Raw genomic sequence first — 16,603 nt, forward strand, 5'->3', positions numbered from 1 at the left:
AGGAGCGCTCAGGCGCTCTGGTGTTCCATCGCGCGGCGCAGGCTCAGCGGACGCATGTCGGTCCAGACCTCGTTGACGTGGGCGAGGCACTCGTCCCTGGCGCCGGTGAAGCCGGCGTCCTTCCAGCCGGCGGGGATGTCGCGGCCCTCGGCCCAGATCGAGTACTGCTCCTCGTCGTTGACCACCACGGTGTAGCGGCGGGTCTCGTCGTCGGTCATGCCACTGTCCCTTCGAAGGCGAGTGTTGCAACAGGAAAGTCAGCGCAGGGCGAGCTCGTCGGCGAGCCGGCCGAGGACGAGCTCCGCGTGGCTGAGGACGGCGAAGTGGTCCCCGGGCAGGATCCGGCGGTCGAACCGGCCGGTGGTCACCGCGGCCCAGCCGTCGACGTCCTCGGCGCTGCTGACGGTGTCGCCGGCGCCGACGTACGCGCTGACGGGGCAGGTGAGCGGCGGGCCGGGTTCGGGGACGTACCCTTCGACCATCGCCATGTCGGCCCGCAGCACCGGCAGGTAGATCTCGGCGATCTGCGGGTCGTCGAGCACCTCGGCGGGGATGCCGCCGTGCCGGGCCTGCATCGCCCGGCCGAACTCGAGGTCCGGCAGGTGGCTGAGCGCCGGCATGCGGGCGGCGCCGCCCGGCGGTTTCGCCCCGGCCACCACCAGCCGGGTCGGCGACGGCAGGTGGTCGCGGCGCAGGTGCCGGGCCAGCTCGTAGGCGACGAGCGCGCCCATACTGTTGCCCAGCAGCGCGAACGGCACGTCCAGGGCGGGCAGCAGCGCCTCGGCGAGGTCGGGGACGAGGTCGACGACGCCGGTCGGCAGCGGCTCGCCGAAGCGGGACTCGCGGCCGGGCAGCTGGACCGGGCACACCTCGAGGCCGTACGGCAGGTGCTGCTGCCACGTCCGGAACGCGGAGGCGGCGCCGCCGGCGTGCGGGAAGCAGAACACCCGCAGCACGGTGTCGGTCGCCCGCCGCCGGTTCGGCAGCCAGGGGTTGGGCATGAGGTCACTCACCGGCGGTCACCGTCTTCGCTGGGGCTGGGGCGTCGTGGACATCGAAGGGGCGGCAGCAGCGGGTGCCCGGGTCGGCGACGACCTCGGCGAGCAGCGCCGTGTACCGCTCGGCGAGCCGGGCGACGGTCGCGTCGTCGAACAGGTCGACGCTGTATTCGAGCAGCCCGTCGACGCCGAGGCAGGCGCCGCCGGGGCCGAGCCGCTCGCGCAGCATCAGGTTGAGGTCGAACTTCGCCGTCGTCGACGGGGCCGGCTCGATCCGCATCCGCAGGTCCGGCAGCTCCAGCGCGCCGCGGCCGGTGTCGTCGGCGACGATCATCACCTGGAACAGCGGGTGCCGGGCGCCGGACCTGGCCGGGTTCAGCGCCCGCACCAGGTGGTCGAAGGGCACGTCCTGGTGGGCGTAGGCGTCGAGGTCGGCGTCGCGGACCCGGGCGAGCAGGTCGGTGAACGACGGGTCGCCTGAGGTGTCGGTGCGCAGCACGACGGTGTTGACGAAGATGCCGACGAGGTCGTCGAGGGCCGGGTCGGTCCGCCCGGCGGCGGGGGTGCCGAGCGGGATGTCGGTGCCGGCGCCGGCGCCGGTGAGCAGCGCCGCGAGGGCTGCCTGGGCGACCATGAAGACGCTGGCCCGGTGGCCGCGGGCGAGCGCCGCCATGCCGTCGTGGACCTCGGCCGGGACGGTGAAGCGGACCCCGCGGCCGGCGGACGTCGGCACGGCGGGGCGGGGCCGGTCGAACGGCAGCGCCAGCTCCGCCGGGGCCTTCGCCAGCGCCCGCCGCCAGTACGCGGTCTGCCGGGACAGCAGGCTGCGGGTGTCGCGCGGGTTGCCGAGCAGCCGCTGCTGCCACAGCGTGTAGTCGGCGTACTGGGCCGGCAGCGGCTCCCACCGGACCGGGTCGCCGGCGACCCTGGCGGCGTAGGCGCGGGCGAGGTCGGTGGCGAGCGGCACCATCGACCAGCCGTCGCAGGCGATGTGGTGCAGCACCAGGCGCAGCACGTGCTCGCCGGGGCCGGCCGTCAGCAGCCACGCGCGCAGCGGGAGGTCCTGCTCCAGGCGGAAGGTGGTGGCGAGGGCGTCGTCGAGGTCGCGGGCGCCGTCGACGACGGTCAGCTCGACGCCGGCGTCCGCCGCCGGCACGATCCGCTGGGCGGCGACGCCGTCGATCTCGACGACCGTGGTCCGCAGGCTCTCGTGCCGGGCGACGACGTCGCGCAGCGCCCCGGCGAGCGCCGCGGTGTCGAGGGCGCCGGTCAGGTGGATCGTCAGCGGCACGTTGTAGGTGGCGCTGGGGCCGGTCAGCCGGTACAGGAACCACAGCCGCTGCTGGGCGAAGGACAGCGGCACGGCGTCGGGGCGCGGCGCCGGCACCAGCGGCGGGCGGGTGCTGCCGGTCGCGCCGTCGACGAAGGCGGCGAGCCCGGCGGGGGTCGGCGCCTCGAACACCGCCCGGACCGGCACCTCCACCCCGAGGTCGGCGCGGAGGCGGGAAACGAGGCGGGTGGCCAGCATCGAGTGGCCGCCGAGGGCGAAGAAGTCGTCGTCGACGCCGATCCCGGGCCGGTCCAGGACCTCCTCCCAGACCCGCAGCATCGCGGCCTCGGCGGCGGTGCGCGGCGCCACGTAGGTCGCGGCGACGGGCCGCACCGGCAGCTCGGCGAGGGCCCGTTCGTCGGTCTTGCCGCTGGTCAGCTCCGGCAGCGCGGGCATGAGGACGAGGAAGGCCGGCACCATGACCGCCGGCAGGACCGCCCGCAGCCGCTTGAGCAGCCCGGCGGCCGGGGGTGCCGGGGCGGCGCCGTGGGCGACGTAGCCGACGAGCGCGGGTTCGCCGTCGACGGGCCGCACGAGGACGGCCGCGTCGAGGACGCCGGGTAGCTCCCGCAGCGCCGCGGCGACCTCGCCGGGCTCGATCCGCACGCCGCGCAGCTTCACCTGGGCGTCGGCGCGGCGCACGAACAGCAGCTCGCCGTCGCCGGTCCAGCGGACGAGGTCGCCGGTGCGGTACAGCCGCCCGCCGGGCGGGCCGAACGGGTCGGGGACGAACGCGGCGGCGGTCAGGCCGGGCCGGTCCAGGTAGCCGTGGGCGAGCCCGGCACCGCCGAGGTACAGCTCGCCGGTCGCGCCCGGCGGGACCGGGCGGAGCCGGTCGTCGAGGACGTAGGCGCGGGCACCGCGGATCGGGCGGCCGATCGGGATGTGCCGCGGCAGCTCACCGCGACGGGTCCGCCAGGCGGTGGCCTCGATCGCCGTCTCCGTCGGCCCGTACAGGTTGAGCAGCTCGACGTCGAGCAGGTCCAGGCAGCGGCCGGCGAGCTCGGCGGAGAGCGCCTCGCCGCCGCAGAGGACGCGGCGCAAGGTCGTACACCTGCCGGCGCCGACGACGTCGAGGAACTGCCGCAGCGTGGTCGGCACGAACTTCACCGACGTCACCGCGAACCGCTCGATCGCGCGGACGAGGTAGTCGGGGTCGCGGTGCCCGTCGGGGTCGGCCAGGACGATGGTGGCGCCGGCGGCGAGGGTGCCGAAGAGCTCCAGCAGCGCCGGGTCGAAGGTGAGCGGGGTCTTGAACAGCACCCGGTCGGACGGGGTGACGGGGGCTGCGGCGACGTACCAGCGCAGGGTGTTGACGACGGCCGCGTGCGGCACGACGACGCCCTTCGGGCGGCCGGTGGAGCCGGAGGTGTACAGCACGTACGCCTCGTCGCCGGGCAGCGCCTCCACCAGGGCCTCCGCGAGGACCGCGGGCGGGTCGTCGGTGCCGTCGACGAGCAGGACCGGCACGTCCGGCAGCAGGTCGCGGTGCGCCGCGTCGGTGACCACGACGGCGGGGCGGGCGTCCCGCAGCAGCCGCGCGATGCGGGCCGCGGGGGCGTCGAGGTCGACGGGCACGAACGCGGCCCCGGCCTTGCCGGCGGCGAGCGCGGCGGCGACGAGACCGGCGCCGCGGGGCAGCGCCAGGGCGACCCGCCCGTCCCGGCCCATCCCGGCCGCGCGCAGCCTGGCCGCGAGCGCGCCGGCCCGGGCGTCCAGCTCGGCGTAGGTGACCGTGCCCTCGGCGCCGTCCAGCGCCACCGCGTCCGGGGTCCGCCGGACCTGCGCCTCGACGAGCGCGGGCAGCGTCGCGGGCGCCGGCGCCGCTGGCGCCGCCGGCGGTGCTGTGCCGGTCCAGCGGTGCAGCACCAGGTCCCGTTCGGCGTCGTCCATGACGTCCAGGTCGGCGCAGCGCGTGTCCGGGTCGGCGGCGGCCGCGGCCAGGACCCGCAGCAGGCGGGTGGTGAGCCGGGTGGCGTCGGCGTGGTCGAAGCGGTCGGTGCGGTAGCGCAGCTCGGCCCGGATGCCGTCGCAGCGCCCGCCGGGGCCGTGCCGCTCGCGCAGCACGAGGACCAGGTCGAACTTCGCGGTCGCGGCCGCCAGGGGCTCCTCGGTGACCCGCAGGCCGGGCAGCTCGGCGTGCACCTGCTCGGTGCCGTCGGCGACGAGCATCACCTGGAAGAACGGGTGCCGGCCGTCGACGCGGGGCGGATTCAGCGCGAGGACGAGGTGCTCGAACGGCACGTCCTGGTGGGCGAACGCGGCGAGGTCCGTGTCGCGGACCCGGTCCAGCAGCTCCCGGAAGGTCGGGTCGCCGGAGGTGTCGGTGCGCAGGACGAGGGTGTTGACGAAGAAGCCGACGAGGTCGTCGAGGGCCTCGTCGAGGCGGCCGGCGACGGGGCTGCCGATCGGGATGTCGGTGCCGGCGCCGAGCCGGGTGAGCAGCGCGGCGAGGGCCGCCTGCACGACCATGAAGACGCTGCCCCGTGCGTCCCGGGCCAGCCGGGCCAGGCCGGCGTGCAGCGCGGCGTCGACGGCGAAGCCCACGCCCGCACCCGCACTCTCGCCCGCTTTCAATGCGCCGGTGCCGTTGCCGGGGATGTCGAGGGCGGCGGGCGCGCCGGCCAGGACGGTCCGCCAGTGCGCGACCTGCCGGCTCAGGACGCTGTCGGGGTCGGTCCCGGCGCCGAGCAGCCGCTGCTGCCAATGGGTGTAGTCGGCGTACTGGACCGGCAGCGGCGCCCACCGTGGCGCCGCACCGTCGCGGCGGGCGGCGTAGGCGGCGGTGAGGTCGCGGGCCAGCGGCGCCATCGACCACGCGTCGGCGGCGATGTGGTGCAGCACCGCGACGACGACGTGCTCGCCGGCGCCGAGCGCGAACAGGTGCACCCGCAGCGGCAGCTCGGCGGTGAGGTCGAACGGCCCGTCCGCGGCGGCGGCGACCGCGGCCGGCAGGTCGGCGGGGTGGACCGACGAGGTCAGGAACGGGACGCGGACCGCGGCGGCGGGCGCGACCTGCTGCACGGCGGTGCCGTCGACGGTGCGCACCGTCGTGCGCAGCGTCTCGTGCCGGGCGGCGACGTCGTGGAACGCGGCCCGCAGCGCGTCGCGGTCCAGGGGGCCGGTGAGTCGCAGCGCGAGGGGGATGTTGTACGTCGCGGCCGGCCCCTCGAACTCGTGCAGGAACCACAGCCGCTGCTGCGCCGGCGACAGCGGCACGGCCGGCGGGCGGACGGCCGCGGCGGTCAGCGCGGGCCTGACCCCGGCGACCACCCTGCCGCGACCCGCGTCGAGGGCGGCGCCGAGGGCCGCGCCGATGCCGCGGGCCAGTCCGGCGATCGTCGGCGTCTCGAACAGCGCCCGGATCGTCAGCTCCAGGCCCAGCGCGGTGCGGACCCGGCTGACCAGCCGCGTCGCCAGCAGCGAGTGCCCGCCGAGGGCGAAGAAGTCGTCCTCGACGCCGATCCGCTCGCGGCCGAACACGTCGGACCACACGCCGGCGAGCCGCTGCTCCAGGTCGGTGCGGGGGGCGACGTACTCGCGCCGGGCGACCTGGACGCCGTCGGTGCCGCGGGCCAGCAGCGCGGCCCGGTCGACCTTGCCGTTGCGGCTCGCCGGCAGCGCGTCGTGCAGCACGTAGCCGTCGGGGACCATGTACCGCGGCAGGCGCCCGCCGAGCCGCTCGTGCCAGCCGGCGAGCTGCCTGCCGGCGTCCGGGTCGCCGGTGGCGACGTGGGCGATGAGCCGGTCGTCGCCGTCGGTCTCGCCCCGGTACGGCAGGACGACGACCTCGGTCGCGCCGGTGACCGCGCGCAGCGCCGCCTCCACCTCGCCCAGCTCGATGCGGTAGCCGCGGATCTTCACCTGGTGGTCGCGGCGGCCGAGGTATTCGATGGTGAGGCCGTCGCCGCGGCGGCGGTAGCGGGCCAGGTCGCCGGTGCGGTACAGCCGCGCGCCCGGCGTCGGCGGGAACGGGTGCGGGACGAACGCCGCCGCGGTGAGGTCCGGGCGGCCGGCGTAGCCGCGGGCGAGACCGCCGCCGACGTACAGCATGCCGGGCACACCGACGGGGACCGGCCGCAGCTCGTCGTCGAGCACGTAGGCCTCGGCGTTGGGGTACGGCCCGCCGATGAGGCACAGCGCGCCGCCGTCCGCCGCCTGGTCGTGCACGAGGTAGGTGCTGTCGATCGTGGCCTCGGTCAGGCCGTAGGAGTTGACGACCTCCCCGCCCGGGCCGAGCAGCGCCCGCATCCTGCCGAGGTCGTCGGCGTGCACCAGGTCGGAGCCGACGATGAGCAGCCGCAGGTCGGGCAGGCGCGCGCCGGTCGCGGCGGCGTGCTCGGCGAGGCGGCGGGCGACCAGCGGCACGAACTCGGCGCAGTCGACGGCCTCCCGCCGCAGCAGCTCCAGCAGCGGCTCGGGCTGCAGCAGCAGGTCGCGCGGGCACAGTACGAGCCGGGCACCGTTGCACAGGGCGCGGGTGAGGTCGCCGACGAAGACGTCGAAGCCGAAGTTCGCCATCTGCAGCACCGACGTGACGCGACCGGGCAGCCGGTACGCCTGGTCCCAGCCGCGCTGCACGGCCAGCAGCGCGTCGTCGGCGACCATGACGCCCTTGGGCCGGCCGGTCGACCCGGACGTGTAGATGACGTAGGCGAGGGCACCCTCCGGCCGCCGGGCCTTCGCGGGGCTGTTCTCCGCGGTGAGGTCGTCGACGCGGACGCTGACGCCGTCGAACTGCGCGGCCAGGGCGGCGGTGGTGACCGCGACTCGGACCCCGGCGTCGGCGGCGACCGCGGCGCGGCGGGCGGCGGGCTGGTCCGCGTCGAGGGCGACGAACGCCGCCCCGGCCTTCCACACGCCGAGGACCGCGACGACCAGGTCGGCGCCGCGGGGCAGCAGCACGCCGACGCGGTCCTCGGCCCCGACGCCTTCGCGGCGCAGCCGCCCGGCGAGCGCCCCGGCACGCGCGTCGAGGTCCACATAGGACAGCCGCTCGGCGCCGTGCACGACCGCGATCGCGTCCGGGCTCGCCGCCGCCTGCCGCTCGATCAGCTCCAGGACGTTGCGGGCGGCGACCGGCGCCGTCAGCGGCCCGCGGCCGGCGGCGAGCAGCTCCCGGCGCTGCCCCGGCGGGGTCAGCTCCAGGGTGTCGACGCGGTCGCCGGGGCGGGCGGTCAGGCCGCGCAGCACGTGCTCGTACATGGCCGCGAAGCCCCGCACGGTCACCGCGTCGAACAGGGCGGTGTCGTACTCGAAGACGACGGTGAGGTCGCGCTCGACGACGAGCATGTCGACGAACAGGTCGACCTTCGCGACCGCCGCGGGCGGGGTCACGACGGAGGCGTGCAGCCCGGTCGGGTGCGGCATGACCCGGGCCCGGTCGAGGTTGAAGAACGTCCGCAGCAGCGGCGCGGGGTCGGCGCCCTCGCCGCGGAGCAGCTCGATGCTGAAGTCGGGGTGGTCGTAGGCGCCGACGAGCGCCTGCTGGACGGCCCGCACCTGCTCGGCGAACGTGGCGGCGCCGTCGCGGACCAGCCGGACCGGCAGCACCGTGTTGCAGTGCCCGACGAGCACGTCCGCGCCGGGGTGGTCGCGATGGGCCACCGGGATGCCCACGACGATGTCGTCGTCGCCGGTGAGCCGGTGCAGCAGGTGCGCGTACGCGGCGAACAGCACCGTGAACAGGGTCGTGTGCAGCTCGCGGGCCCGGGTCGCGGCGAGGCCGGCGACGGCCGGGTCCAGGGGCAGGTCGATGCGGGCCGCGCGGCCGGCGCCGCGGGCGGGCCGGGGCCGGTCCAGCGGCAGCTGGAGCACGGGCCGCGGCCCGCGGAACCGTTCGGTCCAGTACGACGCCGCCGCCTGCCCGGCCGGGCCGTCACGGCGGGCCGCCTGGCGCGCGACGTGGTCGCGGTAGGCCGGGGCGGGCACCAGTCCCGCGGAGACGCCGGTGCGCAGCTGCTCGTACAGGCGCAGCAGCTCGTCGATGACGACCACGAACGACCATCCGTCCACGACGCTGTGGTGGACGAGCAGGTGCAGCTGATGGTGCTCGGGCGCGAGGCGCAGCAGCGCGGCGCGCAGCAGCGGCCCCCGGGTCAGGTCGAACGTCTCCTGGACCCGGCCGTCGAGCCACTCGGCGCGCCCGGCGCCGGCGTCCACGACGGGCAGCTCCACCGGCGCGGGTGGGAGCACCCGCTGCCAGGACCCGTCCGCGGCGAACACGGTGCGGAGGCTGTCGTGCCGTGCCACCACCGTTTCCAGCGCGCGGCGCAGCGTCTCGGGGTCGAGCGGTCCGGCGAGGTCCAGCAGCACGGTCTCGTTGTAGGCCTGCGAGGAGGCGTCGCCGAGCTGGTCGAGGAACCAGATCTCCCGCTGTGTCGACGACAGGGGGTAAGGCGCCTCGTTCAGCGGCGGCGGCTGTACCGCGGGCGCCTCGGCTGGTGCCGCGACTGGCGCTTCGGCCGGCGCCTCGCTGATCAGCGCGTACACGTGGGCCATGACGCGCGCGTGCACGTCCAGCAGCCGCTCGACCGATGCTTCCAGCTCGGTCCGTAACGTCCCGTCATCCGTCGGCCGCACAGGTCCCCCGTCTCGATGGTGCCCGCGACTGACCGTAGGCGGTGGGTATTAACAAGTTCCCTAGTCCACGTCGTGTTGCCTGTCTGCAGACGTGGCGTGCCGGCGCCCCGCGCCGCGACGGAGGGACCCCCGATGAGCACCAGCACCAGCCCGGAGTTCCTGTCGACCGACGTGCGCACCCTGGTGGAGCAGCGGCTGGCGCGGCTCACCGCCGGCTCGCCGAAGCCGTCGATCACGCCCGGCAGCGGACCCCGCCCGGCCGCCCCCGCCCAGCAGCGCCTGCTCTTCCTCGAACAGCTCGACCCCGGCACGCCGACCTACCACGTGATCTTCACGCTGCGCATCGACGGCCCGCTCGACCCGGACGCCGTGGAGGCGTCGCTGCGCGGCATCGAGGAGCGGCACGAGGTCCTGCGCACGACGTACCGGCGCACCGGCGCCGGCGAGGAGCAGGTGACCGGTCCGGTCGGGCTCCGGATGCGCCGCCTGGACCTGCCCGGCGCCACCGAAGCGCGGCTGGACGAGCTGACCCGCGACGAATACGAGCGGCCGTTCGACCTCCGCGAGGGACCGGTGTGGCGGGCCGTGCTCGCCCGCACCGCCGAGGACCGGCACCACCTGGTGCTCACCGTGCACCACATCGCCTTCGACGGCTGGTCCGTCGACGTCTTCGCCCGCGAGCTGTCCGCCGGCTACGCCGCCGCCCTGGGCACCGGCCCGGCGGTCAAGGCCCCGGCGGTCCAGTACGCCGACTACGCCGCCTGGCAGGCGCACCGCCTCGCCACCGGCGGCTTCGACGGTCAGTTGGCGTACTGGACCGGCCGGCTCGCCGACGCCGCCCAGCGCATCGAGCTGCCGTCGCCGGGCCCCGGACCGGCCGGGAACACGGGCGGCGGCCGGCTGCGGGCCAGGGTCGGCGCCGACGTCACCGCCGCGGTCCGGGCCCTCGCCCGCGCCCACGGCGCCACCCCGCACGTGGTGCTGCTGGCGGCCCTGCACGCGCTGCTGCACCGCTACAGCGGCCAGCGCGACATCCTCGTCGGCACCCCCGTCGCCAACCGCGCCCTGCCGGAGGTCGAGCCGCTCATCGGCCTGTTCGTCAACACGGTCGTGGTCCGTGCCGACGTCGCGCCGCTGCTGCCGTTCGCGGCGCTGCTGGACCAGGTCCGCGACGCGGCCGCCGCCGCGCAGGCCCACCAGGACGTGCCGTTCGAGCAGGTGGTCGCGGCGCTGCCGGTCGACCGCGACACCGGCGCGGCGCCGCTGGTGCAGGTCATGTTCGACTGGAACAGCTCCGCCGCGCGGACCGGCACCACGGTGCGGCTCGGGGACGCCCGGATGACCCTGGTCGAGCGGTTCCGGCCGGACACCGCGAAGTTCGACCTCGTCGTCGCGGTCAGCGAGCTCGCCGACGGGCTCGAGGTCGAGCTGGAGCACCGCCGCGACGTGTGGGACGAGCCGGCGGCGCGCCGCGCGATGCGCCACTACCTGACCCTGCTCGCCGCCGCGGCCACCGACCCGGGGCTGCCGGTGGACCGGCTGCCGCTGCTGGACGACGCCGAGCGCGCGCTGGTGACCGCGGCGTGGCAGGGCCCGGTCAAGGCGCACGCCGACCGGCCCGACCTCACCGCCCGCATCGCCGCCCGCCGCGACAGCGACGCCGTGGCGCTGGTGCAGAGCGGCCGCCAGGTCACCTACCGGGAGCTGATGGCCCGGGTCGACCGGCTCGCCGCCCACCTGCGCGACGCGGGCGCCGCCCCGGACCGGCCCGTCGGCGTGCTGCTGCACCGCGGCATCGACCTCGTCGTCGCGATCGTCGCGATCGTGCGGGCCGGCGCGCCGTACCTGCCGCTGGACCCCGACCACCCGGCCGACCGCACGACGACGGTCGTGCTCGACGCCGGCGCCGCCCTCGTCGTCACCGACACCACGCTCGCCGGGATCCTCGCTCCTGACGTGACGGCCGTGCGCGTCGACGCCGAGCGCGACCGGATCGCGGCCCGGCCCGACCGGTGCCCCGACCCGGAGATCCTGCCCGAACACCTCGCCTACGTCTTCTACACGTCCGGCTCCACCGGCCGGCCCAAGGGCGTCATGGTCAGCCACCGCGCCGCCCACAACCAGGTGCACTGGCAGGTCGACCGGTTCGCGCTCGGCCCCGACGCGACCGTGCTGTTCAAGACCAACGTCACGTTCGACGACTCGGTGGTCGAGATCTTCGCCGCGCTGAGCAGCGGCGCCCGGCTGGTCATCGCCGAGCCCGGCGGCCACCGCGACCCGGCCTACCTGCGCTCGCTGCTCGCCGCCGAGCAGGTCACCTACGTGCGGTTCGTGCCGACGATGCTCGCGGCGCTGCTGGCGTACGGCGGCGACACCCCGCTACCCGCGCTGCGGGTGGTCAAGAGCGCCGGCGAGGCACTGACCCCCGACCTGCGGGCCAGGTTCCTCACATCGCTCGGCGCGGAGCTCTACAACGCCTACGGCCCGACGGAGACCGCGGTCAACGTCACCGCCGACCGGTGCCGGCTCGACGGCGACCCGCGGGTGCCGATCGGCGCCGCCACCACCAACGTGCGCTGCTACGTGCTGGACGCCGACCTCCAACCGCAGCCCGTCGGCGTGCCCGGCGAGCTGTGCGTCGGCGGGGTGCAGCTGGCCCGCGGCTACCTCGGGCGGCCCGACCTCACCGCCGACCGGTTCGTGCCCGACCCGTACGGTCCGCCCGGCAGCCGGCTGTACCGCACCGGCGACCTGGTCCGGTGGCGCGACGACGGCCTCATCGACTTCCTCGGCCGGCTCGACCGGCAGGTGAAGCTGCGCGGCTTCCGGGTCGAGCTCGGCGAGATCGAATCGGTGCTCACCGAACGCGTCCGGCACGCCGCCGTCGTCGCCCGCGACGACCGTCTCGTCGCGTACGTGACCCCGGGCGACACCCCGCCCGACCCCGCCGAACTGCAGCGCTGGCTGCGGACCCGGCTGCCGGAGTACATGGTGCCCGCCGTCATCATGGTGCTGCCGGCGCTGCCGCAGCTGTCCAGCGGCAAGGTCGACCACCGGCAGCTGCCCGACCCGCCGGACGCCGCACCCGACCCCGTCGCCTACGCCGCCCCGCGGGGCGACACCGAGGCGGCGCTCGCCGCGCTGTGGGCGGAGGTCCTCGGCCTCGAACGGGCCGGCCGCGACGACGACTTCTTCGCCCTCGGTGGGCACTCGATCCTCGCGGTGCGGCTCCTCGCCCGGGTCCAGCAGACCCTCGGCGTCGACGCGCCGCTGAAGTGGGCGTTCGACGCGCCCACCCCGGCCCGGTTCGCCGTCCTGCTGGACCGGGCGGCCGCCGCCGGCCCGCCGCTGCCCGCGGTCACCGCCGCGACCGGCCCGGTGCCGGAGCTGTCCGCGACCGAGGCCGGGATGTGGCTCGTCGACCAGCTCCACCCGGCCGACCCGTCCTACGTGGTGCCGGTCGTCAGCCGGCTCCGCGGCCCGCTCGACGCCGACGCGCTCGTGGTCGCGCTGACCGCGCTGCCGAAGCGGCACGAGGCGCTGCGGACCGCGTTCACCGCCGACGGCGGCACACCCCGCCGGGTCGTCGCCGACCGGATCGACGCCACCGTCCACCGGCACGACCTGCGGCACCTGCCGGAGCCGGACCGGGCGGCCGCGCTCGCGGCGCTCGTCGGCGACGTCACCGGCACCGGGTTCGACCTGGCGGCCGCGCCGCTCATGCGGGCGGCCCTGATCGCCGTCGCCGGCGACGAACACGTCCTGGCGCTCGCGTTCCACCACGCGGTCGTCGACGCCTGGTCGATGAACGTCCTGCACGACGACCTCGTCGCCGCCTACGAGGCCGCCGCCGAGGGCCGGCCGCAGCCGCCGGTGCCCGCCCGCCGCACGCCCGCGGACTACGCGCGCTGGCAGCAGGGCCTCGCCGGCGGCGACCGGCTCGGCGCGGAGCTCGCGTACTGGCGGGACCGCCTGCAGGACCTGCCCGGCCGACCCGACCTGCCCGCCGACCGCCCCCGCCCGGCCGCAGCCGACCCCGCCGGGTCCGCGCACCGCTTCACCGTGCCCGCGCCGGTCGCGACCGCGCTGCGGGACCTCGCGGCGGCCGAGGGTGGCACCCCGTTCATGGTGCTGCTCGCCGGCTACGTGACGCTGCTGCACCGGTGGACCGGCAGCCGTGACGTCGTCCTGGCGATGCCGGTCGCCGACCGGGCCCGCCCGGAGCTGGAGCAGGTCGTCGGCGCGCTGCTCAACACCGTGCTGCTGCGGGTCCGGGTGCCCGCCGCGGGGACGTTCCGGGAGCTGCTGCGCGACGTGCGGGCCGCGGTCGTCGAGGCATACGAGCACCGTCAGCTGCCGTTCGCCCGCCTCGTCGAGGCGCTACGGCTGGACGCGGCGGCGCTCACCCGGTACACCGTGACCATCGACCAGGCGCCGGCCGCGGCGACCCTGGCCGGAGGGGTGACGCTGCACCCGGAGCCGTTCGTGCCGTCCGCGGCGAAGGCCGAGCTCAACCTGTCGTTCGAGGACGGGCCCGACGGGCTCGCGGGATCGCTGGTGTACCAGACCGCCCGCTTCGACGCCGCCCGTATCGCCCGCACCGCCGGGCACCTGCTGACGCTGCTCGACCGCGCCGCCGCCGACCCCGACACGCCCCTGTCCCGCCTCGACCTGCTCGACCCGGCGCAGCGGGAGGCGCTCACCGGCGAGGAGCCCGCGGAGCGGCCCACGCCGACCTGCCTGCACACGCTCGTCGACGACGAGATCCTCCGCCGCCCCGACGCCGTGGCCCTGTGCACGGCCGCCGGCGCGGTCACCTACCGGCAGCTCGGCGAGCGCGCCGCCGACCTCGCGGGACGGCTGCGCGCCAACGGGGTGCGCGGCGGTCACGTCGTCGGCATCGTGCTCCCCCGCGGCGCGGACCAGGTCGTGGCGGTCCTCGCCGTGCTACGGACCGGCGCCGCGTACGTCGCGCTCGACCTGCGCCACCCCCAGGCCCGCCGGGACGCCGTCCTGCGCGACAGCGGCGCCCACAGCCTCGTCACCGAGGGCCTCGCCGTGCGGCGCCTCGACCCCGCCGCCCCCGCCCTGTCCGGTGACGGCCGGCCGAGGCCGCGGTCGGTGGCCTACCTCGCCTACACCTCCGGCTCGACCGGGACACCGAAGGGCGTCCGCACCCCGCACGCCGCCGCGGCCGGCTATCTCACCGGTTACCTGCTGCCGACGTTCCGGCTCGGCGCCGGCGACACCGTCCTGCAGCTGCCGGCGCTCGCGTTCGACGCGTCGGTCCGGGACCTGCTCGGGCCGCTGGCGGCCGGCGCCCGCGTCGTGCTGCTCGCCGACGAGCAGGCCACCGACCCGGCCGCCGTCCTCGACGCGATCGACCGCGACGGCGTCACCTGCCTGCTCAGCGTCGTGCCGACCCTGCTGCGGGCGCTCCTCGCCGAGGCCGCCTCCCGGCCCGGCGCCGGGGAGCGGCTGCGGCTGGTCCTCACCGCCGGGGAGGTCCTCGACCGGCACGACGCCGCCCGCACCCGGGCCCTGTTCGCCGGGCGGCCCGCGGTCGTCAACCAGTACGGGCCGACCGAGGCCACCATGACCACCACCTGGCACGCGGTGGACGCCGAGCCCGGCGAGCGCGGCAGCGCCCCGATCGGCCGGCCCGCGCCCGGCGCCCGGGTGTGGCTCGTCGACGCCGCCGGCGACCTCGCCGCCACCGGCGTGCCCGGCGAGGTGTGGATCGGCGGCGACCGGCTCGCCGACGGCTACCACGGCCGGCCGGACCTGACCGCGGCGAGCTTCGTGCCCGACCCGTTCTCCGGGGTGCCCGGCGCCCGCGCGTACCGCACCGGCGACACCGCCGTCCGCGACGCCGGCGGGGTGCTGCACTTCGTCGGCCGCGACGACGACCAGGTGAAGATCCGCGGCAACCGGGTCGAGCCCGGCGAGGTCGAGGCGGTCCTGCGCGGCCTGCCCGGCGTCGCCGAGGCGGCCGTCGTGGTCACCGGGTCGCCGGCCCGGCTGGCCGCCTTCGTGGCACCCGCCGGGGTCGACGCCGCCGCGCTCCGGGCCGCGCTGCGCGAGCTGCTGCCGGAGCACCTGGTGCCCGCGACCCTGCACGCCGTCGCCGCGCTGCCCCGCACCACCAACCAGAAGGTCGACCGGAAGGCCCTGGCAGCGGTGCCGCTCCCGGCGCCGGTCGCCGACCCGCCGCGGACCGAGACCGAGCGCCGGGTCGCCGCCGTGTTCCAGGAGGTGCTCGGCACCGAGCTGCCCGGCTGCGGGCCGTGCGGGCGCGACGACGACTTCTTCGCCCTCGGCGGGCACTCGCTGCTCGCCGCCCGCCTCGCCGCGGCGCTGCGGGCGGCGTTCGGCCGGGACGTGCCGCTGCGGGCGGTCTTCGACCTGCGCACCGTCGCGGCGATCGCGGCCGCGATCCCGTCCGCCTCCACTGTGGACACCCACGGTTCCACAGTGGAGTCCGGTGCCGGCCGGCCGACGCCGGCGCAGGAGGTCATGCTGCGGCACAAGGACAGCGGTGCCGCGTACCACATCGGCTTCGCCGCCCGGCTGCACGGCGACCTGGACGTCGTCGCCCTGGCGCGGGCCGTCGACGCCGTCGTGGCCCGGCACCCCGCGTTGCGCACCAGGTTCCCGGTCACCGGCGGGCACCTGAGCACGGTCGTCGAGCCGGTGCTGCCGGCCGAGATCACGGTCCACCAGACCGGCGACGCAGCATTGCTGGAAGCCGACCTGCGCCGCCTGTTCTACCTCCACGACGGCCCCATGGTCCGGGCCACCGTCGTCCGCGCCGGCGACGGCACGCACCTGTTCGGCATCGCCGTGCACCATGCCGTCGCCGACGGATGGTCGCTCAGCGTCATCCAGCGCGACATCGCCGCGTACTACGCCCACTTCACCGGCGGCGCCCGGCCGGCGCTGCCCCCGGTCGCGGGCTTCTCCCCGCACGTCGCCTCAGACCTCGCGTTCTGGGACGACCGTGTCGGCGGGATACCCGTCGACGTGGCCGCCGCACCCGACCGGCCCCGGACCGCGACCTGGTCCCTGGCCGGCGCCACCCACCGCTTCACGCTCCCGGCCGAGCTGTCCGCGGCCGTGCGGGCGGCGGCCGACGCGACCGGCGCCACCACCTTCATGGTCCTGTTCGCCGCGGTACAGATGTGGCTGGCCCGGCAGTCCGGCGCCGAACGGTTCCTGATCGCGGTGCCCGTCGCCGGCCGGGACACGGCGACGCAGGACGAGGTCGGGCCGTTCGCCGATGTCGTGCCGGTGCCGGTGGACGTCACCGGGGCACCCACGTTCCCGGAGCTCGTCGCGCGGGTCCGCGCCACGATGCTCGCGATCTGGGAGCACCAGGGGACCCCGTTCGAGGTGCTCGCCGACCGCTACGACCCGGCCGCGCGCGCCGGCGACCGGCCCCCGCTGTGCCGGTTCATGTTCGCGATGCAGAACCTGCCGCCGGGCGCGGACACCCTGCCCGGGCTGCGGCTCGAACGGGTCGACGTGGACCGCGGCACCTGCCGCTACGACCTGCACCTGCGCTGCCGCGAGACCGCGGACGGCATCAGCGGCTGGATCGAGTACAGCACCGCGCTGTACGACGCCGCGACCGTCGAGCGCCGCCTCGCCGACCTGCTCCAGCTGCTCGCCGATCTGACGGAAGGTGCCTGAC

Annotated in this window: 4 protein-coding genes; 1 reads left to right on the forward strand and 3 read right to left on the reverse strand. The window is 76.6% G+C overall.

All coding sequences use genetic code 11. The annotated features are described in order from the left end of the window. Window positions 1–8: 8 nt before the first annotated feature. From ABD332_RS34200 to ABD332_RS34210, 3 genes are read right to left on the reverse strand one after another with little or no spacing between them, the layout of a single operon-like run. Window positions 9–218 carry an MbtH family protein gene (locus ABD332_RS34200; RefSeq protein WP_344506573.1) on the reverse strand — a complete coding sequence of 70 codons (210 nt, stop codon included), beginning with the start codon at window positions 216–218 and terminating at the stop codon, window positions 9–11. 39 nt (window positions 219–257) lie between these two features. Next, on the reverse strand, window positions 258–1,013 hold the full coding sequence (locus tag ABD332_RS34205) for a thioesterase II family protein (RefSeq protein WP_344506575.1): 756 nt from the start codon (window positions 1,011–1,013) through the stop codon (window positions 258–260). Next, on the reverse strand, window positions 1,006–8,910 hold the full coding sequence (locus ABD332_RS34210; protein ID WP_344506577.1) for an amino acid adenylation domain-containing protein: 7,905 nt from the start codon (window positions 8,908–8,910) through the stop codon (window positions 1,006–1,008). The genes ABD332_RS34205 and ABD332_RS34210 overlap by 8 nt, the downstream gene beginning before the upstream one ends. A 132-nt stretch (window positions 8,911–9,042) precedes the next feature. Here ABD332_RS34210 and ABD332_RS34215 point away from each other — a divergent pair, with 132 nt between their 5' ends. Beyond that, on the forward strand, window positions 9,043–16,602 hold the full coding sequence (locus tag ABD332_RS34215) for an amino acid adenylation domain-containing protein (protein WP_344506579.1): 7,560 nt from the start codon (window positions 9,043–9,045) through the stop codon (window positions 16,600–16,602). The last annotated feature ends 1 nt before the right edge of the window (window position 16,603 follow it).

The sequence above is a fragment of the Dactylosporangium maewongense genome, from assembly GCF_039531485.1.
GTDB lineage: Bacteria > Actinomycetota > Actinomycetes > Mycobacteriales > Micromonosporaceae > Dactylosporangium > Dactylosporangium maewongense.

Coding starts and splice junctions, on each gene's coding strand:
- ABD332_RS34200 (WP_344506573.1), bottom strand. CDS start 218: ATGACCGACGACGAGACCCGCCGCTACACCGTGGTGGTCAACGACGAG.
- ABD332_RS34215 (WP_344506579.1), top strand. CDS start 9,043: ATGAGCACCAGCACCAGCCCGGAGTTCCTGTCGACCGACGTGCGCACC.